The following is a 23,405-nucleotide window of genomic DNA, read 5'->3' as shown; positions in this document are numbered from 1 at the left end:
GCTCTCTTTCGTTTCAGTCACTTTCTTTATCCCTTCACCCCGGAAATCGCCACGGATTCGATAATTTGCTTCTGGAAGACAAGGAAAATGATCAACACCGGCAGCAGCGCAATGACGGATGCGGCCATAATCAGCGGGTAATCCGTCTGAATCGCATACTGTGCGTTAAAGTTAGCAATGACGAGCTGCAGAGTTTGCTTTTCCGGTGAAGTCAAGTAAATGATCGGTGCCAGATAATCGTTCCAGATGCCCATGAACCACAAAATAAGCTGAGCGGCAACAGCCGGCTTAATAAGCGGGAACGTAATCGTGGAGAACAATCTGAAGTAGGAGCTGCCATCGATTTTGGCCGCCTCAAGCACTTCATCCGGAACGCTGATCAAATACTGCCGTAGGAAAAAGATCATCACGATGTTGCCGAACAGCCCAGGTACAATCAGGGGAAGCAGCGTATCCACCCAGCCGATCTTCGAGAACATCATGAATTGCGGAATCATGACGGCCGGATAAGGAATCATCAAGGCTGACAAGAGCAAGAAGAAAATCATGTGTTTGCCCGGAAACTTCAGCTTCGAAAACGAGAATGCGGCCAAACTGGAGGTAAATGTGCCTACCACCGTAACGGAAAGCGCGATGATGACGCTGTTTTTAATCCCGCTCAGCAGGGGTCCGGCCGTCCAGATTTCCGCATATTTGCCCCATTGGGGATTCTCCGGAATCCACACGGGCGGCAAAGCGAACACATCGATTTTCTGTTTGATCGAGGTCGAAAGCATCCAAATCAATGGAGCAATCATCGCGACCGCTCCGATCGCAAGCAGGATGAAAATAATCGTATTAGTCAGCTTGGTTCTTGACGAATGAGACATATTCACTTTCTCCTTTCCCTTTCAATCACGCCTCGTAGGATGATTTTTCGTTCATTTTGAATTGAATCAGAGTCACGATAAATATGAATATGCCCAATACGACGGCCATCGCGGAAGCGTATCCCATTTGGAAGTTATCGAAGGCTTTCTGCCAGATATAGAACACGACGGAAGCGGACGAGTATTCCGGACCTCCCGTATTCGTCATAATGTTGATTTCCGTAAAAATCTGCGATCCGCCGATAATATTCGTCACGACGATAAAGAAAGTAACCGGCTTAACCATCGGCCAGGTGATATGGAGGAACGCCTTAAATCCGCTGGCTCCATCAAGTTCGGCGGCTTCGTAGTAGGAACGAGGAACGCTTTGCAGGGCTGCCAGATACAAGAGCATCGTATAACCGAGCCCTTTCCATACCGTCATCAGAATCAGCGCCGGCTTCACCGAGTATTTGTTCATCAGCCAGTTCGGTCCGTCGATGCCGAAGATATCCAGAAACTGGTTCACAAGGCCGTAATCTCCGTTATATGCCCAACTCCACATAATAGAAATGGCGGCTAGCGACGAAATGACCGGAACATAGTAAATGACACGGAATGTCGTCGTCCCCGGAATGCCCCGGTTCAACCCCAGCGCAATAAGCAGGGCAAGAATCAGGCCGATCGGAATCCCGAGCATCATGAAGATCGTATTGAAAGCCGCTTTATGAAACAATTCGTCCGTAAGCAGTTCCTTGAAATTGCTGAGCCCGATAAAATCCATTTGCCCAAGTCCGTCCCAGTCCGTTAGCGAGCCGTAAAAAGAGTAAGCTACAGGAAACAGGGTAAAGAGCAAAAAGCCCAGGACAGGGGGCAAAATAAATAACCATCCGTATATTTTTTCTTTCCGATACAGATTTGATATGGTTTGCATGATAGTCACCTCTAATTCGGATACCAGAATGAAAATGATGTTAGTTCCTTTGTTGGTGCAACATCGGAAACTAACATCATTTCTCCTGGATTAATGCACTGCTGAAGTCCCGTCCTTATTTCTTGGCTTTCGCTTTTTCTTCCGCTTCGATCGCTTTATCAAGCAATTTTTGCATCTTCGGCTGTTCCTGCTTCACATAGTCCGCGGCGGTAATTTTACCGTCGAGCACCGGTTGGATATCCGTGAAGAACAAGTCATACCATTCCGAGGTCCAAGTATAGTGGCCTGGGAGAACCCGGCCGTATTCGCCTACAACGTCGAGGAATTCTTTTTTGTTGGCAGGCTTAGTCGAAGTATCGGCTGCCCATTCTTCGGCCATGTCGATCAGGTTAGGGATTTGCACCTTAGCTTTCACGAGCATTTCCATACCCTCTTTGGAGGCTGTCAGATAGTTCACGAGCGCGACGGCTTCCTCAGGATGTTTCGTTTTAGCGGATACGCCGATACCGAGGGAACCGGTCCATGTTGCAGATTTACCCGTAGAACCTGCAGGGTAAGGCATCAAATCATATTCGAAAGGCAATGTTTCATACGTGCTCATATCCCAAGGACCTACCGGGAAGAAGGCCAGCTCGCCTTTCATCCAGCGTTGGTAAGTGTCCAGTGTTTGCGCGTCTTCCGCGGAAGGCGTGATTTTGTGCACGTTTTGCATATCCGCAAAATATTGCAGCGCTTCCGCAAATTTTGGATCATCGATCGTTACTTTCTTTTTCGTCTCATCGATCCAGTCGGCTCCATTGCTCCAAACCATGGATTGAAGCGCCCAGTTGACGTTAAAGCCAGTGGCGTATTGGTCGATCTTGCCGTCGCCGTTCGTATCTTTCGTCAATTGCTTCGATACTTCAATAAATTCATCCCAAGTGTACGGTTTATCCGGATCCGGGAACGGAATTCCCGATTTCTCGAACATCGTTTTGTTATAGCCGAGCGCGAACGGACCTACGTCTTTGGGCATCCCGTAAAGATTGCCCTGTCCGGCCATATCGCCGTCATAGCGATACAGATCGAGACCGTATTTCCACATGTTGTCGAGGTTAATTTCAGGGTTATTTTCAACATAAGGCGTAAGATCCATCAGAATGTTGTTGTGGACGTAAGCCTTCGTGTCGCCGGATTCAAAATAAAATACGTCGGGCACTTTATTGCCTGTAATAGCCGCTTTCAGTTTCGTAGCATACTGGTCCGCCGCCGTAACGACGATCTTAACCTTTACGCCAGGGTGATCCTCTTCGAATTTCTTGACTACGGCACTGTATGCTTTTTGTTCGTCCGTACCGCCGCGGTACATAAACGTCAGTTCCTTCGTTCCTCCGGATTTGTCCGAGTTTCCGGACTTCCCGCCGTTGCCGCTCGCTTCCCCTCCGCCGTTATTTCCGCCGCAGCCCGCAAGCACGGCAGACAACACGAGTACTAGAGACAAAAGAGTAAACCATCCTTTTTTCTTTAACACCTTAACCCCTCCTATGAGTTCGGATGAAACTATATAGAGAGAACTAAAGTCCATTCAACCGAATGTTCTTATCTGTGGTAGCAGTCGCAGTGCCTGCACTTTAGTCCGGCCTATATCAACCTTGCGAATGAAACCGTGTTCATAAAGTTCAATCGGGCGGGAACGGGCGATCCTTCGCCCCTCCCCTGCCAATACTTACTTAAGCTTTGCGCAGAGTAATGACGTTCCAGGATGCCTTGGACAACCTCGCGTTTACGAACCCGTCCTTGCATTCCGCGTTTCCGCCATGATGCGGTTTAACCCTTTCCTCGGCTGCGGTATTGACCGCTTTCAAATCTTCATGCTCCAGCACGATATGTTCCACCATGCGGTAGTTTTCAAAGCCGCGGATATCGCATTCCAGATCCATCGCTTCCTGGAGATGCCGGTTGACGGCGAAGATCGTGATTTCCTCCTCCGCTTCCCTGTATACGACCGCACTGTCGAGATAAGGTACATCGGTATAATCCTGCGCATCATATTTCGGCGAATGGACGATCGGCTGCAGCGAGGTGCCGCGGCCATATCGGGAAGCATGCAAGTAAGGATAGAAAATTGTCTGCTTCCAGGCTCTTCCCCCGTTTTCCGTCATGATCGGCGCAATCACATTGACCAGTTGGGCCATACAGGCCATCTTCACCCGGTCGGCATGGCGGAGCATCGTAATCAGCATGCTGCCTACCAACAGAGCGTCTTCAAAGTTATAGATGTCCTCCAATTGCGGCGGCCCGATGCTCCAAGGTTCGATCTTCGTATCCGCGTCGTTGGAATGGTACCAGACATTCCATTCATCAAAGCTGAGATACATCGTCTTCTTACTGCGTTTCTTTGCTTTGACATAATCGCAGGTCGCGGTGACCGTCCGGATAAAATGCTCCATGTCCATCGATCTGGCCAGAAAATTCGCTGAATCATTGTCCCGGTTGCCGTAATACTGGTGTAACGAGACGTAGTCGGCAACTTCATAGGTATGGTCCAGCGTAACCGCTTCCCATTCCGGGAACGTCGGCATCCCGGTGCTTGAACTGCCGCAGGATACGAGTTCGATATCCGGATCTACCAGACGCATGGCCTTGCCGGTTTCATAGGCTAATCTTCCATATTCTTGCGGTGTCTTCTGTCCGATCTGCCAGGGACCGTCCATTTCATTCCCCAGGCACCAGGTCTTGATGCGGTGCGGCTGCTCGTAACCGTGGCTGCGGCGCAAATCGCTCCAATAGCTGCCTCCCGGATGGTTGCAATACTCCAGCAGGTTTCTTGCGGCATCCACTCCCCGGGTTCCCAGGTTGACGGCCATCATGACTTCCGAACCGATTTCCCGTGCCCACTGCGCGAATTCGTTGGTGCCAACTTCGTTCGGCTCCACGGTCCGCCAAGCCAAGTCCAGCCGTTTGGGCCGTTCCTTCACCGGGCCTACGCCGTCTTCCCAGTTATATCCGGATACGAAGTTCCCGCCCGGGTAGCGTATAATAGGTACATTCAATTCCTGTATCAATTGTTTTACGTCGGTGCGGAATCCCTTGCTGTCCGCTGCCGGATGAGAAGCTTCATAGATCCCTCCGTAAACGGCCCTCCCCAGATGCTCAATAAAAGAACCGTAAATTCTTGGATCGACCTCGGAGATCTTGAACGATTTGTCCACAATCATTTTTGCTTTAAGCGCTGCTGATGCTGATGACAAGTCCATCACCTTCCGTTTTAATAAATCCTAAACTGTTTTGAAATAACTTGAATGAATCCGCTTACAGATATAAAATAACATATAAGAACTACCTTGTAAATATATAAACCTAAATCTTTTTATGTTTTTCTAAATAGAATTTAATAACACCTCAAAAACCCCCATAATTCAGTGGTTTTATTCAAAATTAGGTCAAAAACCGGATTATTAGTTTCACATTTATGTAAAACATATTATCAAAATTGTGCAATATTTATCTATATTTTTAAATAAATTTACATTTATAGATTTAATGCTTTATTAATCGACTAAGTTAGTTTATAATTATCTAAAATAAAAGGATTTTTCAAATATTTCCTATTGGAAGAGGGTTATGTTATATGATCTACATCAAGGATTTGATGAGCGGGATCGATATATTTAAAGCTTTAAGTTCTGAAATCAGAATACAAATCCTCGAATTGCTTGCCAAGAATCAAGCCTTGAACCTGAACGACCTCGCCACGAAGCTGAATCTCAGCAACGGCGCGATTACCATGCATATCAAGAAACTGGAGGAAAGCGGTCTGATCGAGATCAATACCTCCGTCGGGAAACACGGCATCCAGAAAATTTGTTATCTGAACAAAGATAAATTGATGGTAGATCTTAGAAGTAAAGATGTGGAGAACCTGTACGAGGTGGAAATCCAGGTTGGCCATTACAGCAACTATCAAGCGGTGCCTACCTGCGGTCTTGCGACCAAAGACAGCATCATCGGCGATTTTGACGATCCCCGGTATTTTGCCGATCCGCAGCGGATCGATTCGGAAATCATTTGGCTCGCCGAAGGGTTTCTCGAATATCGGATCCCCAATTACCTGAAGCCGAATCAAACCTTCAGAGAAGTACAGTTCTCTATGGAACTTGGCTCGGAAGCACCCGGGTTTTGCGATAATTATCCGTCCGACATTTACTTCTATGTCAATGGAATCGAGATCGGCTTCTGGACCAGCCCCGGAGATTTCGGGGATGCGCGGGGAACGTTCAACCCGGACTGGTGGCCGCCGCATCTCAATCAATACGGGATGCTTAAACTGATTCGAATCAATAATGAAGGAAGCTTCATTGACGGCTGCAGAATATCCGACGTCACTCTCGACCAGATTCAACTGGATTACAAGAGCGAGCTTACGTTCCGCATCGCGGTGACCGACAAATCGTTCAACAAACGCGGACTGACGATCTTCGGCAAAAATTTCGGCAATTACAGCCAGGACCTGCTGGCCCGCGTGCTGTACAATGTGCATGAAGATTAAATCCGCCTATCTATGAAAATAACCCCCGACAGGTTTCCTGCCGGGGGTTATTTTTAGGAAGATTTCCAAACTGCTCCGGTGTTTATTTGGTCAGCTCCGTCGGATTCATACCGGTTACTTTTTTGAACAGTGTGCTAAAGTAAGGAATATTCTTATAACCGACCCTTTCCGCCACTTCATAGACAAGCATGTTCCCTTCCAGCAGCAATTCCCTGGCCTTTTCAATCCTCACCCGGGTCAAGTAGTTATTAAAGGTTTCTCCGGTCATATTCTTAAAAATAATAGCCAGATGGTTCCGGGATACAAAAACTTTATCCGAAAGCTCGGCAAGGGTCAGCTCTTCCGCATAATGCTCATGAATATAACTCGTCATAAAGTCGACGACCTGCCGATGCTTGCTCTTCCCTTTCCATTGTTTGCTGCTGCAGATTTTGGTGATTTTGTCTTTCAGCCATTGGGTCAGTTGATCCGGCACGTACAAGGCACCGATTTCTTTGGCGATCTGGTCGTTCGTAAACAGCTCATCCATCAAAAATCCGGTTTCGTAAAGCGAGTAGGTGATGATACCCCACAGCTCGCTCGCAAGCATTTGAACAACCGCCGGGGATACGCCTTTTTGTTCCACCATTAAGCACATATATTCATCCAAAAGCTGATGGGCTTCAGCTTCTTGTGACGATTTAATCGCATTGGCCAGCTTAAACGACAGTTTGACCGGAAAAAGAGACACGTTGTCCTGTTCGCTTCCCTGATTCTCCCGGTAGCGATAAACCTCATAAACCGAAGCCAATCTCTCCGCACTTTGATCCAGGGCCCGGAAGGCTTCCTCCGTGGATTCGGAAATTTTCGTCCAGACCTGCTTCAGGCTTCCAATTCCTATCCGCAGCTCCAGCTTCAAATAGCTGCCGATACTCTCGGCCAGCATGGTTCCAAGCTCCTCCAATTTCTTCACGAACGGCTCACCGCCCTCCTCCTCCTCAGGATGAAGGATCAATAAGGAACGGGTGCTGTGAAGCTCGGTAAACTCCACGTCCGGAAAAAGCTTGCGCGCAATTTCGCAGGCAATGTTGCTGACCGCAAAACGAAACAGATTCCAGTCGGAAACAGACATACGGCAAGCCTGTTTATTGCGAATCAATTCTATGCCGATCGCGATATGCTTTCGGTTCAGCCAATAGCGGTAAGGCGGAGGAAGATGATCGTCCCCCCAATAGGCTTGATCCAAAGTTCCGATCGCCACGGACCGGACCCATTCCTTCTCAATGAGAGGCTCATACAACGACATTTTGGTTTCAAGCTCACCCTGTCTCTTTCTTTTCCCTTCTTCTTCTCCCAGCTCCTGAATCACTCGGGTAAGTATATTCTTCAAAGTCGGCATACTGATCGGTTTGGAGACGTAATCGCTAGCATGGAATCTTAGAGCCTGCCTAGCATACTCGAAATCCGAATAGCCGCTTAAAATAATTATTTTCCCCTCAAATCCTTCTTTCCGGAGCTGTTCGATCATCTCCAAGCCATTCATGCGCGGCATATAAATATCGGTGATTATGATATCCGGATGAGAAGCACGAATCATCGTGAGACCATCCTCGCCATTCAAAGCTTCTCCGACCCACTCTGCCTCCAGCTTATCCCATGGAATTGCACGTTTCATCCCATGCAGGACCTGACGTTCATCATCTATGATAGCAATTTTCCACATAGTTCCGTCTTCAACCTCCTTAAACTGCGCAGAATTTGGCAACTGAACGGGCCGCCATCCAACCCGGCAAGTTAAACGCTTAAGGATTCCATCCGACTAAAAGTCCGCCTTTGAAGGGGGCTCCGTCAGGAGAGGAAGCATAATTTCCACCCGTGTTCCGCCTTCTTCCCGTTCCTTCAGCGTTACTCCGAACGGTTCTCCGAAATAGCCGGCGATTCTCTCTCTTACATTACGAATGCCGTATCCGCCGGTATGACGCCTTGGCTGCTTGTCTTCCGCCTGCCTCAAGCCGGAGCCGTTATCGTCAATAACGACCCGCAGTGCATTCCCCGACTGTTCCATCAGAATCGAAATGATGCCGCTGTCCAGCTTATTAAACCCATGTACGATGGAATTTTCGACGAACGGCTGCAAAATAAGCTTAGGAACGAACAATTCCTCCAGCTCAGGCTCCGTTTCTATTACGTAATTGAGGCCGTCCCCCCAACGCAACTGCTGTATTTCCAAATAGCATTGAATATGTAGAAGTTCATCCGATATCTTAATAAAGCTGTTTCCGTTTGACAAGCCGATCCGAAACATGCGTCCCATCAACTCCAATATGCGGCTCAGCTCCTCCTGTCCGGCCTCAATCGCCATCCAGTTCAGCTGATCCAGCATATTATAAAGGAAATGCGGGTTGATATTGGCCTGGAGCGCTTCGATCTCGGCCTTTTTTTGTTGTTCATGGCGGCGCTCCAACGAAATGTAAAGTTCATCGATCCGCTCGTTTTGCTTGCGGTATCCGGCAAATAGATATCCGAATTCGTTCTGATAGTCACTCGGGAGATCTACTTTTTCACCGCCTAAGGAATACTGGCGCATCGCGGTTACAAGTTGTTTGATCGGCTTGGTAAATTGCCTGCTGATCAAGAGGGTCAGGAACAATACCAGAAGCACGGCAGCCAGACCGATGAGGCCGATCCATTCAGCCAGCTTCAAACTGCTTGACGTGATCTCGTTCCATGAAGTGAATTCAATCAGCGTCCATATGGAGTTGTCCATCCTGGAATAGACAAGAAGGGTATTCCCGGATGGTCCTGTCCCCTTGATATGGACATAGCCGGATTTGTCGCTTTTGAGATCAACCCACTGAGACCAGTTGTTCTGCTCCAAAGGATCGCCTATTTTCATGATTTGTTGACCTTCACTGTCCGCCAAAATACGGTTGGACCCAGCCGTATTGCCGGTCAGCAATCTCCGGATTTCGTTCGCCTTGATGTGAATGACGAGCGTACCTAAATAGTCATCGTTATAAACAATTTTTCGGGCGAAGCTCAAAACGGGGATTTCCCCCTGCTGGCTGGAAAGGTTATACTCTTTCGACCAGCAGAAATCATTTTTATCCAGACACTGGGCATATACCTGCCGCGTCAAATCGTTAATATCCCTGAATTGAATATAACTTTGCCTCTCGCTCGGGATCGGATTGTTCATATAGAGATCGATCCCTTGAATTAGAGGGATCGCATACGTGAGATTCCCGAGAGCGCTTTCAACTCCGACTCGACTACGGTGCCGTTCGAACTCATCCTGCCGGTTCAGAAGATAATGGGTCATCTCGTTGTCTCGGGAACTGGACAGGGAAATCTGTTCGATCATGACCAATCGGGTAGTAATCTCATTATTCAGCTCATCCAGCAGTTGCTGCTGATAATGGGAGGTCGTCTGTACGAGCGCTTTCGACGAATTGCTGTAACTTGTCCACGCGGTGACAGCGATCACTATTATAAGGACTGTTGCATAGCTATTAAAAAACAGGCGATCAATCCTGAATTTTTTAAAAGGATTGGTCAAGCGTGTTCCCTTCCTTCCCCTTGGCGATTCAGGCGAAATAAACGGTAAAACGGCGAAGAAATCGTCGCTTTACCGTCACCGATAAATGTTTTTTAAATTTAAATCTTATCCTTTTATTCCTGTAGTTGCAATGCCTTCCACAAAATACTTTTGTAAAAACATGAAAATAAACGTAGCCGGAAGGACAGAAACCAGCGACATGGCGAGTAATTGTCCCCATTCCTGGGCGGATTGAGAGTCGTTTATCATTCTGAGAGCCAAGCCGACCGTATATTTTTCCACCGAGTTGATATAAAGGAGATGCCCCAAGAAATCATCCCAGTTCCAGAGGAAACAGAAAATCATTACGGTAATAATCGCCGGCAGCGTCAGTGGAATAATGACTCGCCAGTAAATCCCGAACCAGGAGCATCCGTCGATTTTGGCGGATTCGTCCAGTTCTTTCGGAAGCCCGCGTATGAATTGAATCAGCAGAAAGACGAAGAAGGTGCCTCCCGCCCCACCCGCAAGCATATGGGGAATAATGAACGGCAAATACGTATTAACCCATCCCAGTTGGTGAAACAAAGTGTATTGCGGAATAATCAGCACCTGTCCGGGCATCATCAAGGTCAGCATCAGAATCGAGAACCAGAAGCCCTTGAGCGGAAAATCCAGTCTTGCAAAACCAAAGGCTACCAATGTACAAGATATCAGTGTCGTAGCGATGACCGCTATTTCCAGTCCGAAAGTATTGAGATAAAAGTCCGTAAAGGTGTGACCCGGAATAGAGTTCCAGCCTTTGACGTAGTTGCTCCATTGCGGAACGGACGGGAAGATGCCCGGCGAGCCTAGCTCCGTGCTATGTTTGAGCGAGGCTCCGACCCACCAGAGAACCGGATACACCATAATCAAGCTGAAAAGGATCATGAAAAGATGCCGGAGTGCCGGTTTCCATTTACGTAGTGTCATTTCCGTTTCCCCTTTCCCGTTTCGGTTTCATAGAATACCCAGTATTTTGACGTGTAAAAGATTAGAATCGTAGCCAGTACGATCATCACTAGCATAATCCAGGCCAGCGCGGATGCGTATCCCAACTCATATCTACTGAAAGCCCTTTCATATAAATACAAGGCATACACATAAGTCGCGTTCATCGGTCCGCCGTTGGTGATGACGAAAGCCGAAGTAAACATTTGAAAAGCTCCAATTACGCCCATTATCAGGTTGAAGTAAAGAATCGGCGAAAGCATCGGCATGGTGATCTTGAAAAATTGAGTAACCTTGTTGGCACCGTCAACCGCGGAGGCCTCGTACAAATCATTCGGGATCTGCTTCAGCCCCGCCAGGAAAATGACCATGGTCGAACCGAATTGCCAAACCGTTAGCAGGATTAGCGTGCCAAGGGCCGTGTCGGGGCTAGTGATCCAGCCCTTTCCTTCAAAGCCGAAAACCCCGATTATCTTGTTGAAGATCCCGTCTACTCCGAAAATGTTCCTCCAGAGCAGGGAAACTCCGATACTGCCACCGATCAGGGAAGGAAAGTAAATCGCCGTACGGTAAACACCGATTCCTTTTATCGCCTTATTAAGAACCATTGCTACTAACAGGGCGGCGATCAGCTTCAAAGGCACAGAGGCAAGCACATACGTGAAGGTAACCTTCACGGAATCCACGAACTTCGGATCCGAGGTAAAGATACGCTCGTAATTCCGAGTTCCGATCCACTCCATCGGTTTCATTAGCGTGTAATCGGTAAAAGAGTAATATAACGAAAGGAACAAAGGATAAGCAGTCAGCGTAAGAAACCCGATCAGCCAGGGCGAAATAAACAAATAGCCCGCTAAGGGAGCGTTCCATCGGCTTAGAAACGAAGGCTTCGTCTTCTTCGGCTTCTTCGTTTCCGGGGCAGCTGGGATTGTAGCGGCTGTGGTACGATTCATGACAGTCACCTCGTGTGTCAATATGGTATAGATCAAGTATACCGCCGGCACAATTCCTGCTAAATGAGGGCAATGCTCGATTTCTTTCAAAATATAACGAAAAAAAAGGGCGATCAACTCGCCCCTTTTTTTGCATGCTCCTTAATAAATCGTTCTTCCCTGTTCGTCGGGAATTCCGCTTCTTCGGTAAAAATACGTGTTGATTCGGTCACGCCACTCCTTGGCATGCTCAGCCTGTTCCTCAAGACGGTCCGCCACTTGCCGGTATGCTTGTTCGTCCAACTGCTCCCGCATCCGCTCCCAAACCGCCAGCAATTGGCCTGCCCGTTCCGCTCCTTCAAAGTGAGTATCATAAATATGCTGAATTACGGTTTTGCCGGAATGAAGCTTATGGGTATACGGAACATGATGGAAGAAAAGCAGCAGTTCATCCGGACAAGTCGCCAGAGATTCATACCTTTGCTTGTTGGCATCGGCATATTGCGAAGTATATCCGGTTCCGGTGGCCGTCGTCCGGTCTACCCCTACACCATGGTTGTCCGCATAGTGATAGGTCCCCCATGGCGAGTATTCATATCCCTCCACGTTTGGTCCGTAATGATGGTCCGGATTGACCATAAAACCGACCCCCAGCGGAGTAGTATAAGATTCATAAATCTCCCACGAATTCATGAGGATATCATAAATGGTTTGGAATAGCGGTTCCCGGCTGCCAAAAGTTAGCCTAATCCATTCCTTCGCAATTTCCTCTGCGGACAGCTCCGGATTCCAGGCCAATCGGCCGTAACCGAACAGGTTGGCCTGTGCCAACAAGTGACCGGTCCAATTGGCGTCGCTTCCGATATTGGAAACAGCGGCAAAGCCGTTGCAGGGATTTCCGTGCACCGTACCATCCACAATGCGTTTAACGGGGGTACCTTCCTCTTGAAGGTATGTGTCGAAGTCCAGAACCTCTTTCCATTGGGGAACCAGATAACAGACATGTCTTTGCTGTCCGGTATATTCCTGGGCAATCTGGAACTCGATCATTTGATTGGTATGCGGCATGGCCCCGATCAGCGGAGAGACGGGTTCCCGAACCTGAAAATCAATCGGTCCGTTCTTGATCTGCAGAATAACATTATCCAAGAAACGCCCATCCAACGGCCGGAAATGATCATAGGCAGCTCTTGCCCGGTCGGTGGAGCGATCGCGCCAGTCCTGTTTGCAGTTATACACGAAGCACCGCCAGATCACGACACCGCCATACGGCTTCACGGCCTCGGCCAGCATATTGGCGCCGTCGGCATGATCCCGTCCGTAGGTAAACGGTCCCGGGCGATGCTCCGAGTCGGCCTTCACCAAAAATCCGCCGAAATCCGGAATAGCTTCATAAACTTTCGCTGCGGCTTCACGCCACCATTCACGGACGGACGGATTCTGCGGGTCCGCGGTTGCGAGGCCTCCCAATTCCATGGGACTGGCGTAATTAATGCTTAGGTAGAGCTTAATGGCATATTGACGAAAGATCGCTGCCAGTTTAGTCACATCCGGCAGGAAATCGGTCAGGAGGCGGCTCTCCACCCGATGAACATTGACATTGTTGATCGCAATAGCGTTGATTCCGCAAGAAGCCAGCAACCGGGCATAATCCTGAATTCGTTGATACTCCTTGGCAACCCGGTTATCGTGATAGAAGATCGACGACCCGGCATACCCCCGTTCCACACTGCCATCCATATTATCCCATTGATTGATCATGCGCAGCGAATTGACCGGATTTTCGACCCGATTCAAAGACTTCACGTCGCCGCCCGCCGCCATAATCCGCAGCAAATGGAACACGCCATACAACAAGCCTGCGGAGTCCGCTGCACCGATCGCTATTTGCTCCGTCCTGCCGTCGAATTGAATCGCATAGCCCTCGGTTCTGACGGAACCGGCAACATCGGCATGGATAGCCTCGTCAATCGCTTGACTTGCTCCAAAGATGCCCAATAGGATGCCTGAAGACTCTCCCAAAGTTTCAGCAACGTCAACCAAATGGCCTGTAATGGCCTCCAGACCTTGTGACAGCTCGTTCACGGCCGTCCGCATCACTTCATCTTGAATCACGGCAGCGATATGACAATAGGGCGCATACTGTTTCAATTTAGTCCCCTGATCCGTTCGGCGGTACTGCAGCCAAGCCTCATAACCATCACCCGGACGGTACTCAAAATAACGGCTCATTCATAGTCCTCCTCATGATGAAAAATATAAGGCCCGGGGCAAAACTGTCCCGGGCCGCAATCATTAATTTATTTTTCGTAGGATTGCGAAGCTTCCTTCAACTGTTCAAAGGCTTGTTCCGGTGACACTTTGCCAAACATCAGCTGATCGCGGACAAGTACCCAGTCTTTATCGATAAAATTCGTCCATCCGCCCGCACCGGCCGACCATTTTTGCCCGTCCGGCTCCGTCGCGCGCAGAAGTCCCAGACCAACCTTATCCAAATCGCTCATGTTCGCTTCCAGAGCGGTGGCAATTTCCTTGTTAGCCGGCAGCCCGCGGAACGTTTGCAGAATATCTCCCGCTTCTTGACTATTCACGAACCAATCCACGAATTTCTTCGCTTCCACGGCATGTTTGGAGTTGTTCGTCACACCCAGGAACATGGATGGCTTCAGCCATCCGCCCGCTTCCTCGGCACGCGGCATGGTTACGAGTGCATACGCCCCCGGCTTGATGCTATCCCAAGTCCCCAGGTTGTTGGAGAAGCTGTAACGCATCAACACTTTGCCTGCGGCCATCAAATCCATTTGCGGATCGTGTTCTTTGTCGGAGGCATTCACATCTGCAGGCGGAACCAATCCTTCCTTACGAAGCTCTTCGAATTGGGCTGCCCATTCCACGAAAGTCGCTTGATCCACGTTAAAATGGCCTTCATCCGTGATCACCTGTCCTTTGCCCTTGGCGTATTGATAAGCCGAGTACATGAAGTAATTACCGCCATAGTCCAGAGAGAAATATTGGCCTTTCGGCAGTTTGGATTTGGATTCTTTGGCCAGAGCGAAAAACTCATCCCAAGTCCAGCCATTTTGCGGATTTTCGATGCCGAGCTTATCCATAGCGGCCTTGTCATATACCATCCCAAATGCTACCGAACCCAGAGGCATGGCATACTGTTTACCGTCAAGCTGGCCGGCGGACACCAACTTTTCGTCGAATTTGCTTACATCCACTTCGGGAGCCAGATCCAGCAATTGACCACGGGACATCCAGTCCGGAATCCAGCCCGGATCCAGCTGAACGATATCCGGTGCGTTTTTAGCGGCAGCCTGAGTGGAAAGTTTGTCCAAATATCCGTCCATCCCCGAATACTCCGGTTCGAAAGTAATGTTCGGATTGTTCTTGGTGTACAAATCCAACGCAGCCAAGGTAGCCTCGTGCCGCGGTTGGGACCCCCACCACATAATGCGCAATTTTACAGGTTCATCACTTGGCGCCTGCTGTTCTGTAGACGTATTGTTAGCGGGTTTTCCAGCGGAATCGGCACTGTTCTTTGTCTCTCCGTTTCCTCCGCAGGCAGCCAGGATTCCAATCAAAGCTGTCGCCGCCAAAAGGGAAAGAGAACGCTTCCATTTAATCATTTTAACCCTCCTACTTGAACTCTAATTGTCTTGCTCATTCGTTATCGTACCATCTTGGAAATGGAGTTTATATGAGGATGATGCACGATTTATTTTAAAATCTCACGAAAATGCAAGCGTGCAATCGAGCAAAGCCTAAACTAAATAAGCTGACTCCGGTTGAGTACCGAAGTCAGCTTGTTGCCTAGGGCTTTTTATTGATGTCCACTAAAAGAAGGCTTGACCGGCACCTGCCGGGCTTCTTTGTTATGCGTTTTCTAGGCTTCGTTCAGTGCCCGCAGCAGCGTGTGCCGGTTCATGCGTACAATATGAGCTTCGTTCAGGCTGCGCGTGAACAGCTCGCCGTCGATGCCGAGCTCCTCCAGGCTGGACGGGCCGCCTGCCTGCCGGAGCAGTTCGCGGATCTCAGCCTCGGACGGCACGTCCGCGAGCCAGGCGCGAACCTGCTCCCCGTGCTGCCGCAGCGCTTCCGGCTCGCCGGCCGGATACATGCCGCTGTCGGCGGCGGCATGATACAGGCGCGAGATCTCGGCGCAGGCCACGCCGACCTTCGCGCCGTGCAGCAGCGCCCGGTGACCCCGGCGCAAAAATTCCATCTCCCAGTAATGGGAGAGATGGTGTTCGGCGCCGGAGGCGGGATGCGACTGCCCGAACAGAAGCATGGCGATGCCCGACTCGATCAGCGCGGTCATCAGCACGGTGATCCCTTCCTCCGTGCGCTGCCCGATCTCCCGGGCATGCTTCACGCAGGAATTCAGCGCCCGCTCGGTGATCAGCGCCGCCTGTTCATTGTACGGCTCTCCCGCCGTCAGACGGGAGAACTTCCAGTCGAACAGGGAGGTATATTTGCCGAGCATATCTCCGAATCCGGCGGCAACGAGAGATTGCGGCGCCTTCATCAGGATATTCAGATCGGCGAAGATGGCGGTCGGCGGCACGGCTGGAACCGTCTTCTTGATTCCGCGGATGATGAGCGGAGCCCCGGCCGACGTAAACCCGTCCACCGAAGGCGCTGTCGGCACCGAGATGAACGGAATGCCGCTTCTATGCCCGGCAAACCGGACGATATCGTGGATCGTTCCGGAACCCGCTGCGATCAGCGCATCCGTCAATCCCGGTTCGATCGCCAGCAGCAGTTGTACGATTGCCGCCTCGTCCGCGACCACGTCGCCGGTCCCGGCCGGCTCAAGCAAACAGAGCGTTACTTCCAAGCCGGCCTCCCGGAGCATGAGCTCCAGATCCCGGCCGGCTGCTTCATACGTATTCCCGTCCGCGGCAAGTACCAGCCGTTTGCTTCCGTGCTTCACAAGAAACGGCGCCACCTGGTTCAGCGCTCCGGCCTCCAGGACAAGACTTTCAAAAAAGGGCAACTCACTAATCTTCGACATCGCTTGTTCCTCCCACTCCTATGTTTTGAGTTCCTCGGCGATGTAAAGCTTCTTCTCTATAGTTTGTCTTATTTCCTTTATTCCGCCGATTTTTTAATATTCTTCAGCCGTTTCATGACATCATTCTCGCCGCGGCCGAAATAATCGTGCAGCTTGCTATATTCCTCATATAAGCGGTTATACACTTCCACATTGGCCGGAATCGGCTTGAACGTTTCTTCTTTGACCCGCGCCATTTGAGCCGCAGCGTCGATGATCGTGTCATAGCCTCCGGCTTCCTGTCCGGCTGCAACGGCTGCAAACATGGCTGCACCGAGCGCCGGCGTCTGCTTCGAATCGGCGACAAAAATTTCGCGGTTCGTCACGTCCGCATAAATTTGCATGAGCAGCCGGTTCTTCTGCGGCAGGCCGCCGCAAGCGTACAGCGCATCCACCGCTACGCCGTTCGAATGGAACGCGTCGACGATTTTACGTGTGCCGAAGGCGGTCGCTTCCAGCAGGGCGCGGTAAACTTCCTGCGGCTTGGTCAACAGCGTCATGCCGAGGATCAGCCCTGTCAAATCCGTGTCCACCAGGACGGACCGGTTCCCGTTCCACCAATCCAAGGCAAGCAGTCCGGTTTGGCCCGGTTTGTACTTCGCCGCTTCTCTCTCCAGCCATTGATGCACGCCGATGCCTTCCGCCGATGCCGCTTCCTTGACGTAAGCCGGCAGCGATTCTTCCACATACCACTCAAAAATATCGCCAACGGCGGATTGCCCGGCTTCATATCCGTAAAGCCCCGGAATAATGCCGTCTTCCACGACACCGCACATGCCTTCCACCTGTTTCTCCTCCGTGCCGAGCAGCATGTGGCAAATCGAGGTTCCCATCGCCATGACCAATTTGCCCGGCGTTACGACGCCCACGGCAGGAACAGCCGCGTGCGCGTCCACGTTGCCCACCGCCACGGCGATGCCTGGCGTCAGCCCCATCATCTCGGCCATTTCCGGCGTAAGGCCGCCGGCATTCGTCCCGAGCGCAATGACCTCTCCGCGCAGCTTGGTTTCCGTCAAGTTTTCCAGACGCGGATCGAGCGCTTTGAAATAATCCTTGCTCGGATACCCGTCTTGTTTGTGCCAAATTGCCTTGTAACCGGCGGTGCAGCTGTTGCGCACGATCTTACCCGTCATTTGCGAGATGACCCAATCCGTCGCTTCCAGGAACATATCCGCACGCTCGTAAATTTCCGGCGCTTCGTCGAGGATTTGCCATACCTTGGCGATCATCCATTCGGAAGAAATCTTTCCGCCGTAGCGAGGCAAGAACGCCTCTCCCCGTTCCTCGGCGATCCGGTTGATCTTGTCGGCTTCCGGCTGGGCCGCATGATGCTTCCAAAGCTTTACCCAGCTATGCGGCAAATCCTTATATTGGCTGTCAAAGCATAGCGGCTCGCCCTGCTCATCCACCGGGAGCATTGTGCAGGCCGTAAAGTCGATGCCGATCCCGATCACTTCGGCCGGATCAATCCCCGATTCCCGGATTACCGCAGGCACCGATTTTCTCAATACCTCCAAATAATCGTCCGGATGCTGAAGCGCCCAATCATATTCCAGCTTGAGGCCCGAACCCGGGAGCTCCTCGTCGATGACGTGATGCGGATATGGAGTAACGTGGTCGGCAACCTCGTGCCCGTTCGACAAGTCCACCAGTACGGCGCGGCCCGATTGGGTTCCGTAATCGACCCCGATCGTATATTTTTTGCTCATAACTAACCCTCCAGATTATGAAATAAATGATGAAGAGATCGAATCGTATTATTTTTACTTTTGTCCGTAATAAGCGTTTGCCCCATGTTTGCGCAAAAAGTGTTTATCCAGCAAAGTCTGGTCCATCGGCGGCGTATGGGGATTGATTTGCAGCATGCGGGCGGCGATTTTCGCTACCTCTTCAAGAACTACGGCATTGTGCACCGCATTATGTGCATCTTTGCCCCACACAAACGGCGCATGAGCATGCACCAGCACGCCGGGCACCATGTTCGGATCCACGCCCAGGTCAGCGAACCGCTCCACAATCACATTTCCCGTTTCCAGTTCGTAAGCGCCTTCGATTTCTTCCTTGGTCATCGGACGCGTCACGGGGATTTCCCCGTAAAAATAATCCGCATGCGTCGTCCCGTAAGCCGGCAGTGAACGTCCAGCCTGAGCCCAACTCGTACCCCAAGGAGAATGCGTGTGTACTACGCCCCCAATATCCGGGAACGAACGGTACAACACCATATGAGTCGGAGTGTCGGAAGAAGGGCGAAGATTTCCTTCGACGACGTTGCCTTCGAGATCCATAACGACCATATGCTCGGCCTTCAGCTCTTCATAAGGCACCCCGCTAGGCTTAATGACGAACAACCCGCTTTCCCGGTCGATCCCGCTCACATTTCCCCACGTAAAAGTGACCAGCCCGTGTTTGGGTAATTCCAGGTTGGCTTCCAGCACCTGCTGCTTTAATGCTTCCAGCATGTTGCGGCACTTCCTTTCTATTTTCTTTTAATCCACTAGTTCAATTCAATTGTACGTACAAGTTACCCTGCTGAGGAGCAGGGACTCCCTCTACCATTACCAAGCGAGCCCTGCCGTTTCTCTCAGCTACGTCTGACTACAGAATCCCGTTCAATCAACTCAGGCTCGTAAACCGTATCTTCAAAAAGAGCCCCCTGTTCGATCATGCCGATGAGCTGCCTTGCCGCTGCAATCCCCATCTCGGTCTTGGGATGGGTGAGCGTCGTAAGCTTCGTCCCCGAGGCCGCCGCCAGGCTGGAATCGTCAAAGCCGATCAGCGACAAGTCCTCCGGAACGCGCAGCCCGCACTCGGCGGCCGCTTCCATCAGCAGCAAAGCCAATTCGTCGTTGTAGCAGACAAACGCCGTCGGGCGCTCCCCTTCAGGCGAATTCATCGCCTTCAGCAGCTTAACAGCTTCCCGATACGGGAGTTCTTGTTTCTGTTCAGTCGTGTAAGTAACGACCCGGTTTGAAGCAACCGATATTCCTTGCTCCTTATGAGCGGCCAAAAAACCTTTCAACCGTCCCACACCTTGCAAATCGTCCGTTTTGAAAAATCCGGCGATATAGCGGTGCCCGGCATCCAGCAAATATCGCGCCGCCTTATACCCTCCGCTCTCGTCATCTACCTTCAGGCAGGGGCACTCCAATTCCCGGTATTTCTCGTTAATCATCAGGTAAGGAATGCCCTTTTCTTGAAGATCGAGAAAATAACGCAGGTTCGGATTGCCTTCGGCACTCCGCGTCGGCTCGATGATCAGCCCGCTAAGCGGCTGACTGGTCATCAGCTGCAGGGCTTCCATCTCCTTCTCCTTCGTGTTGTCCGTACTGCTGAGAAGGAGCCGGTATCCTCTGCTGCGCAGCTCCGCCTCCGCTCCGCGAACGATGTGCGGAAAAATATAATCGGAAATATACGTCGTAATGATTCCGATCGTCTTGACCTGCTCGCCTTCACGCCGCTGCGGGTTCCGGGCGAAGGTTCCCTTGCCCTGAATCCGCTCCAGCCAGCCGTCCTTCTCCAATTCACCGAAGGTCTGCCGGACGGTTTGCCGGCTAAGGCCGAACTGCTCCGAGATTTCATTCTCGGAAGGAAATTGCGCCCCGGGCTGCAGCTTGCCCGATTGCAGCCACGAGAGCAATTCCTGCTTCAATTGCATGTATTTTGGAATTTTCCGATTGTTCATCTATTATCCATCCTTCATTTACTCCAGCCGCCGTACATTTTTATTAATGTATGTTCAAAAAGTCGACTTTTCAGCACCGAGAAGGTTGGATGAAGGAGGGACTGAGGAGCGGAGCGTAGGCAAAACCTACGTGAGCACCGGAAGGCCCGCCTGAATTCAAGATTCGATGCCGATATGCCACCTGAGGAACTTCGTGATCAAAAGATGACTTTTTGAACTACCTTTATTATGTGTTAAGGCGCACCTTGCACTCTAACCGCTATTGTATCACAGGCCGGGCAAATCCGGAGGGAGTGAATGCTACCGCAAACGATAAGCCGCGTCGCTCCAGCGGAGCTCGTTCTTGAACTGGCGCACCGAAGTGTCCTTATCGATGATCACAGCCTCGATTCCCGCCATTTCAGCCCAGTCGGTCAGTTGCTCCGATGTAATGGTGTAAGACAGGACCGTATGGTGCGCACCGCCGGCCAAAATCCAGGCTTCCGCGGATTCGCGCAGGGAAGGCTGCGGCTTCCATAGAACGCGGGCTACCGGAAGTTTAGGCATCGGCTTCTCGACTTTGACGCCGTCAACCGCATTGACAAGCAGGCGGAAACGATGGCCAAGATCGACCAGCGAAGCGTTGACCGCCGGGCCGTCTTGTCCGTCGAATACGATGCGGGCTGGGTCCTCTTTGCCGCCGATACCGAGCGGATGCACTTCGATCGAAGGCTTCGTAGCCGCGATCGTCGGACATACCTCCAGCATGTGCGCGCCGAGGATCATATGGTTGCCCGGTTCGAAATGGTATGTGTAATCTTCCATGAACGAGGTGCTCTTGTTGTCGGCGAGCACTTTCAGCACACGGGTCAAAGCGGCCGTTTTCCAGTCTCCTTCGCCGCCGAAGCCGTACCCGGCTTCCATCAGACGCTGTACCGCAAGTCCCGGTAGCTGCTTCATTCCGTGCAGGTCTTCAAAAGTCGTCGTAAAAGCACCGAAGTTGCCCGCCTCAAGGAAACGCTTCAAGGCGATTTCCGTCCGTGCCTGATAGGCGATCGAATCGCGAACGGCTCCTTCGCTGAGACCTTCTTTAGTAATTGTGTATTGCTCCGCATATTCGTTCAGCAGCGCCTTCACCTCGGCGTCGCTTACTTCATTCATGATTTGAACCAGGTCGCCGATCCCGTAACCGTTGACGGACCAGCCGAATTGAATTTGCGCGGATACCTTGTCACCGTCGGTAACAGCCACTTCGCGCATATTGTCGCCGAAGCGCGCTACCTTCAGGCTGCGGCTTTCGGCATAAGATGCCGCCGTACGCATCCAGCCGGCAATGTCGCTGCGCACTTCGCCGTCTTCCCAATGGCCGACAACAACTTTACGGGCGATCCCAAGACGCGCGCCGATATGTCCATACTCCCGATCTCCGTGGGCGGACTGGTTCAAGTTCATGAAGTCCATGTCGATCGATTCCCATGGAATGTCCCGGTTAAATTGCGTGTGTAGATGCAAAAGCGGCTTTTGCAGCTGGGACAGGCCCGCGATCCACATTTTTGCCGGAGAAAAGGTGTGCATCCACGTAATCACACCCGCGCAAGATGCGTCGCCGTTCGCTTGCAGCAACAGGTTGTATATTTCGTCCGGCGTCGTTACGATCGGCTTAAATACGACCGGATAGGAGAACACCGGGTCTTTATCAAATTGCTCCGCGATAATGCGGGAATGCTCAGCCACCTGCTCCAAAGTTTCAGGTCCGTACAAGTGCTGGCTTCCGGTTACAAACCAAAATGAATGCGGTTTCAAGTTCATGATTCTAACGCCTCCCAAAAGTTTAAGTTGCCAAGTAACTTGTACATACAACACTTATATAAATCGACATTCCTTATTCTCGTACGTACAAGTGATTCTAGATTCATTCTATTCCGGTTCCGGCCAAATATCAAGCGTAAAAATAAAGGCAAAAGACCGAACTCCCTTAGGTCGGGGAATTCGGTCTTGTTTATTTGGACTTGTTCCGACAAATTTGGGATTGTGCGCAGTAATAAGGTCCGTTTGGGCCTTATCCTCGCAAATCTGCGCTTTTTCCCGTTAATAAGGGCCTTTTGGGCCTTATTTATCTCAAACCTGCGTAAAATGGGCATTCTAGTACCCCCAGCGCGGAAATAGGGTCCTAAAAGTCCTTTATTTCCAGTTAGCGGTTGAAAATCACGCAAATAGCGCCCTAAAAGACCCTTATTTCTATATTCAGTCGAAGTGAGAGCGCGCAACTAAACCGATCTATTGCGGGACTGTCCCGCCCATCGCGCCCCGTTCCGTACAAGGTCGGCGTACCCGGAATGCATGAAGGAGTCCAGATGATGCCCCGGCATCAAGTAGGCGATCCGGCCCAGACCAAAATGGCGAACCCAAGCCGCAGGCCAATCCCGGTCTTCGTGCCGGTAGGTCAGCAGCACTTCATGGTCGCTAAAGTCGTCGATGTCGAAGCGGTAAGGCTCCTCTTCCAGGGTAAACGGCGAAACGTCCCTCATCATCGCATGGGTGGTATTTTCGACGCGAAAATCCAGCTCCTGATAAGCGGGGTGTCCGGTAAACCGGGCTCCGAGGAGCTGTGCGGCTTCAGGCCGGGCTTGAAGAGATATGCCGTTATGCAATGCCAACAGCCCGCCTCCTCCGGCGACGTACGAAATCAATCCCGCCGTTTGACTGGAGGTTATGGGATGATCCCAACGATCCGCATAGGAAATGCAGAGCTGATAGGCAGAAATGTTTTCGTATTGAAGAGAATCGTAATCATCCGTAGCCGTCACCTGCCACTCCGCCTCCAAAATTTCGCGCAGCCGCTCCTCCACTGCCCCCAGAGGATGGTATGGCGCCTCGATGTAATCACCGATCAGCAATGCTTTTGGTTTTAGAATTGTATGCATATTTCATTGTCC

General features: G+C 50.9%; 17 protein-coding genes. 1 reads left to right on the top strand and 16 read right to left on the bottom strand.

From position 1 onward, the window contains the following. Positions 1 to 26 precede the first annotated feature (26 nt). The 4 genes from KJS57_RS17240 to arfA all read right to left on the bottom strand — a co-directional run bounded on the left by KJS57_RS17240 (position 27) and on the right by arfA (position 5,018). A complete protein-coding gene (locus KJS57_RS17240) occupies positions 27 to 869 on the bottom strand; it encodes a carbohydrate ABC transporter permease (RefSeq protein WP_211019974.1) in 843 nt (280 codons plus the stop codon). Positions 870 to 894: 25 nt separating this feature from the next. Next, the gene (locus tag KJS57_RS17235) at positions 895 to 1,782 is read right to left on the bottom strand and encodes a carbohydrate ABC transporter permease (RefSeq protein WP_213655747.1); all 888 of its coding nucleotides are present in this window, start codon (positions 1,780 to 1,782) and stop codon (positions 895 to 897) included. 115 nt (positions 1,783 to 1,897) lie between these two features. Next, positions 1,898 to 3,292, bottom strand: coding sequence for an ABC transporter substrate-binding protein (locus KJS57_RS17230; RefSeq protein ID WP_213655746.1), 1,395 nt, complete (start codon positions 3,290 to 3,292; stop codon positions 1,898 to 1,900). A 199-nt stretch (positions 3,293 to 3,491) separates the two neighbouring features. Then, positions 3,492 to 5,018 carry an arabinosylfuranosidase ArfA gene (arfA, locus tag KJS57_RS17225; RefSeq protein ID WP_213655745.1) on the bottom strand — a complete coding sequence of 509 codons (1,527 nt, stop codon included), beginning with the start codon at positions 5,016 to 5,018 and terminating at the stop codon, positions 3,492 to 3,494. Between the two features lie 374 nt (positions 5,019 to 5,392). Here arfA and KJS57_RS17220 point away from each other — a divergent pair, with 374 nt between their 5' ends. Beyond that, positions 5,393 to 6,310: an ArsR/SmtB family transcription factor gene (locus KJS57_RS17220; protein ID WP_213655744.1), complete on the top strand. Its 918-nt coding sequence runs from the start codon at positions 5,393 to 5,395 to the stop codon at positions 6,308 to 6,310. 82 nt (positions 6,311 to 6,392) lie between these two features. Here the strand turns inward: KJS57_RS17220 and KJS57_RS17215 are convergent, their stop codons facing one another. From KJS57_RS17215 to KJS57_RS17160, 12 genes are all read right to left on the bottom strand, one after another. After that, positions 6,393 to 8,012 (bottom strand): response regulator transcription factor, encoded by a 1,620-nt coding sequence (locus KJS57_RS17215; RefSeq protein WP_213655743.1) that lies wholly within the window; start codon positions 8,010 to 8,012, stop codon positions 6,393 to 6,395. 96 nt (positions 8,013 to 8,108) lie between these two features. After that, positions 8,109 to 9,848 (bottom strand): sensor histidine kinase, encoded by a 1,740-nt coding sequence (locus KJS57_RS17210; RefSeq protein WP_213655742.1) that lies wholly within the window; start codon positions 9,846 to 9,848, stop codon positions 8,109 to 8,111. Between the two features lie 105 nt (positions 9,849 to 9,953). After that, entirely contained in the window at positions 9,954 to 10,799 is an 846-nt protein-coding gene (locus KJS57_RS17205) for a carbohydrate ABC transporter permease (protein WP_213655741.1), read from the bottom strand. Further along, entirely contained in the window at positions 10,796 to 11,770 is a 975-nt protein-coding gene (locus KJS57_RS17200; RefSeq protein WP_213655740.1) for a carbohydrate ABC transporter permease, read from the bottom strand. Before KJS57_RS17200 ends, KJS57_RS17205 begins: the two co-directional genes overlap by 4 nt. Before the next feature lie 141 nt (positions 11,771 to 11,911). Continuing rightward, positions 11,912 to 13,981 carry an alpha-glucuronidase family glycosyl hydrolase gene (locus tag KJS57_RS17195; RefSeq protein ID WP_213655739.1) on the bottom strand — a complete coding sequence of 690 codons (2,070 nt, stop codon included), beginning with the start codon at positions 13,979 to 13,981 and terminating at the stop codon, positions 11,912 to 11,914. Between the two features lie 68 nt (positions 13,982 to 14,049). Next, the gene (locus KJS57_RS17190) at positions 14,050 to 15,381 is read right to left on the bottom strand and encodes an ABC transporter substrate-binding protein (protein ID WP_213655738.1); all 1,332 of its coding nucleotides are present in this window, start codon (positions 15,379 to 15,381) and stop codon (positions 14,050 to 14,052) included. A 257-nt stretch (positions 15,382 to 15,638) separates the two neighbouring features. Next, positions 15,639 to 16,769, bottom strand: coding sequence for a sn-glycerol-1-phosphate dehydrogenase (locus KJS57_RS17185; protein ID WP_213655737.1), 1,131 nt, complete (start codon positions 16,767 to 16,769; stop codon positions 15,639 to 15,641). A gap of 77 nt (positions 16,770 to 16,846) precedes the next feature. Then, entirely contained in the window at positions 16,847 to 18,517 is a 1,671-nt protein-coding gene (locus KJS57_RS17180; RefSeq protein ID WP_213655736.1) for a ribulokinase, read from the bottom strand. A gap of 54 nt (positions 18,518 to 18,571) precedes the next feature. Then, positions 18,572 to 19,267, bottom strand: coding sequence for an L-ribulose-5-phosphate 4-epimerase (araD, locus tag KJS57_RS17175; RefSeq protein ID WP_280520392.1), 696 nt, complete (start codon positions 19,265 to 19,267; stop codon positions 18,572 to 18,574). Between the two features lie 122 nt (positions 19,268 to 19,389). Beyond that, positions 19,390 to 20,490 (bottom strand): GntR family transcriptional regulator, encoded by a 1,101-nt coding sequence (locus KJS57_RS17170; protein ID WP_213655735.1) that lies wholly within the window; start codon positions 20,488 to 20,490, stop codon positions 19,390 to 19,392. 300 nt (positions 20,491 to 20,790) lie between these two features. Then, positions 20,791 to 22,278 (bottom strand): L-arabinose isomerase, encoded by a 1,488-nt coding sequence (gene araA, locus KJS57_RS17165; RefSeq protein WP_213655734.1) that lies wholly within the window; start codon positions 22,276 to 22,278, stop codon positions 20,791 to 20,793. Between the two features lie 458 nt (positions 22,279 to 22,736). After that, the gene (locus tag KJS57_RS17160; protein WP_213655733.1) at positions 22,737 to 23,393 is read right to left on the bottom strand and encodes a ThuA domain-containing protein; all 657 of its coding nucleotides are present in this window, start codon (positions 23,391 to 23,393) and stop codon (positions 22,737 to 22,739) included. Between the last annotated feature and the right edge of the window lie 12 nt (positions 23,394 to 23,405).

Source organism: Paenibacillus vini, assembly GCF_018403325.1.
GTDB classification, from domain to species: Bacteria; Bacillota; Bacilli; order Paenibacillales; family Paenibacillaceae; genus Fontibacillus; species Fontibacillus vini.
Note: the sequence above shows the minus strand (reverse complement) of the source record. Positions and strands in the feature narration are given on the sequence as shown.

Bases quoted from the DNA above. Each gene is read 5' to 3' on its own strand.
- arfA (WP_213655745.1), bottom strand. From the start codon at position 5,018: ATGGACTTGTCATCAGCATCAGCAGCGCTTAAAGCAAAAATGATTGTG.
- KJS57_RS17190 (WP_213655738.1), bottom strand. From the start codon at position 15,381: ATGATTAAATGGAAGCGTTCTCTTTCCCTTTTGGCGGCGACAGCTTTG.
- KJS57_RS17215 (WP_213655743.1), bottom strand. From the start codon at position 8,012: ATGTGGAAAATTGCTATCATAGATGATGAACGTCAGGTCCTGCATGGG.
- KJS57_RS17185 (WP_213655737.1), bottom strand. From the start codon at position 16,769: ATGTCGAAGATTAGTGAGTTGCCCTTTTTTGAAAGTCTTGTCCTGGAG.
- KJS57_RS17170 (WP_213655735.1), bottom strand. From the start codon at position 20,490: ATGAACAATCGGAAAATTCCAAAATACATGCAATTGAAGCAGGAATTG.
- KJS57_RS17235 (WP_213655747.1), bottom strand. From the start codon at position 1,782: ATGCAAACCATATCAAATCTGTATCGGAAAGAAAAAATATACGGATGG.
- KJS57_RS17240 (WP_211019974.1), bottom strand. From the start codon at position 869: ATGTCTCATTCGTCAAGAACCAAGCTGACTAATACGATTATTTTCATC.
- araD (WP_280520392.1), bottom strand. From the start codon at position 19,267: ATGCTGGAAGCATTAAAGCAGCAGGTGCTGGAAGCCAACCTGGAATTA.
- KJS57_RS17220 (WP_213655744.1), top strand. From the start codon at position 5,393: ATGATCTACATCAAGGATTTGATGAGCGGGATCGATATATTTAAAGCT.
- KJS57_RS17160 (WP_213655733.1), bottom strand. From the start codon at position 23,393: ATGCATACAATTCTAAAACCAAAAGCATTGCTGATCGGTGATTACATC.
- KJS57_RS17195 (WP_213655739.1), bottom strand. From the start codon at position 13,981: ATGAGCCGTTATTTTGAGTACCGTCCGGGTGATGGTTATGAGGCTTGG.
- KJS57_RS17200 (WP_213655740.1), bottom strand. From the start codon at position 11,770: ATGAATCGTACCACAGCCGCTACAATCCCAGCTGCCCCGGAAACGAAG.
- KJS57_RS17205 (WP_213655741.1), bottom strand. From the start codon at position 10,799: ATGACACTACGTAAATGGAAACCGGCACTCCGGCATCTTTTCATGATC.
- araA (WP_213655734.1), bottom strand. From the start codon at position 22,278: ATGAACTTGAAACCGCATTCATTTTGGTTTGTAACCGGAAGCCAGCAC.
- KJS57_RS17180 (WP_213655736.1), bottom strand. From the start codon at position 18,517: ATGAGCAAAAAATATACGATCGGGGTCGATTACGGAACCCAATCGGGC.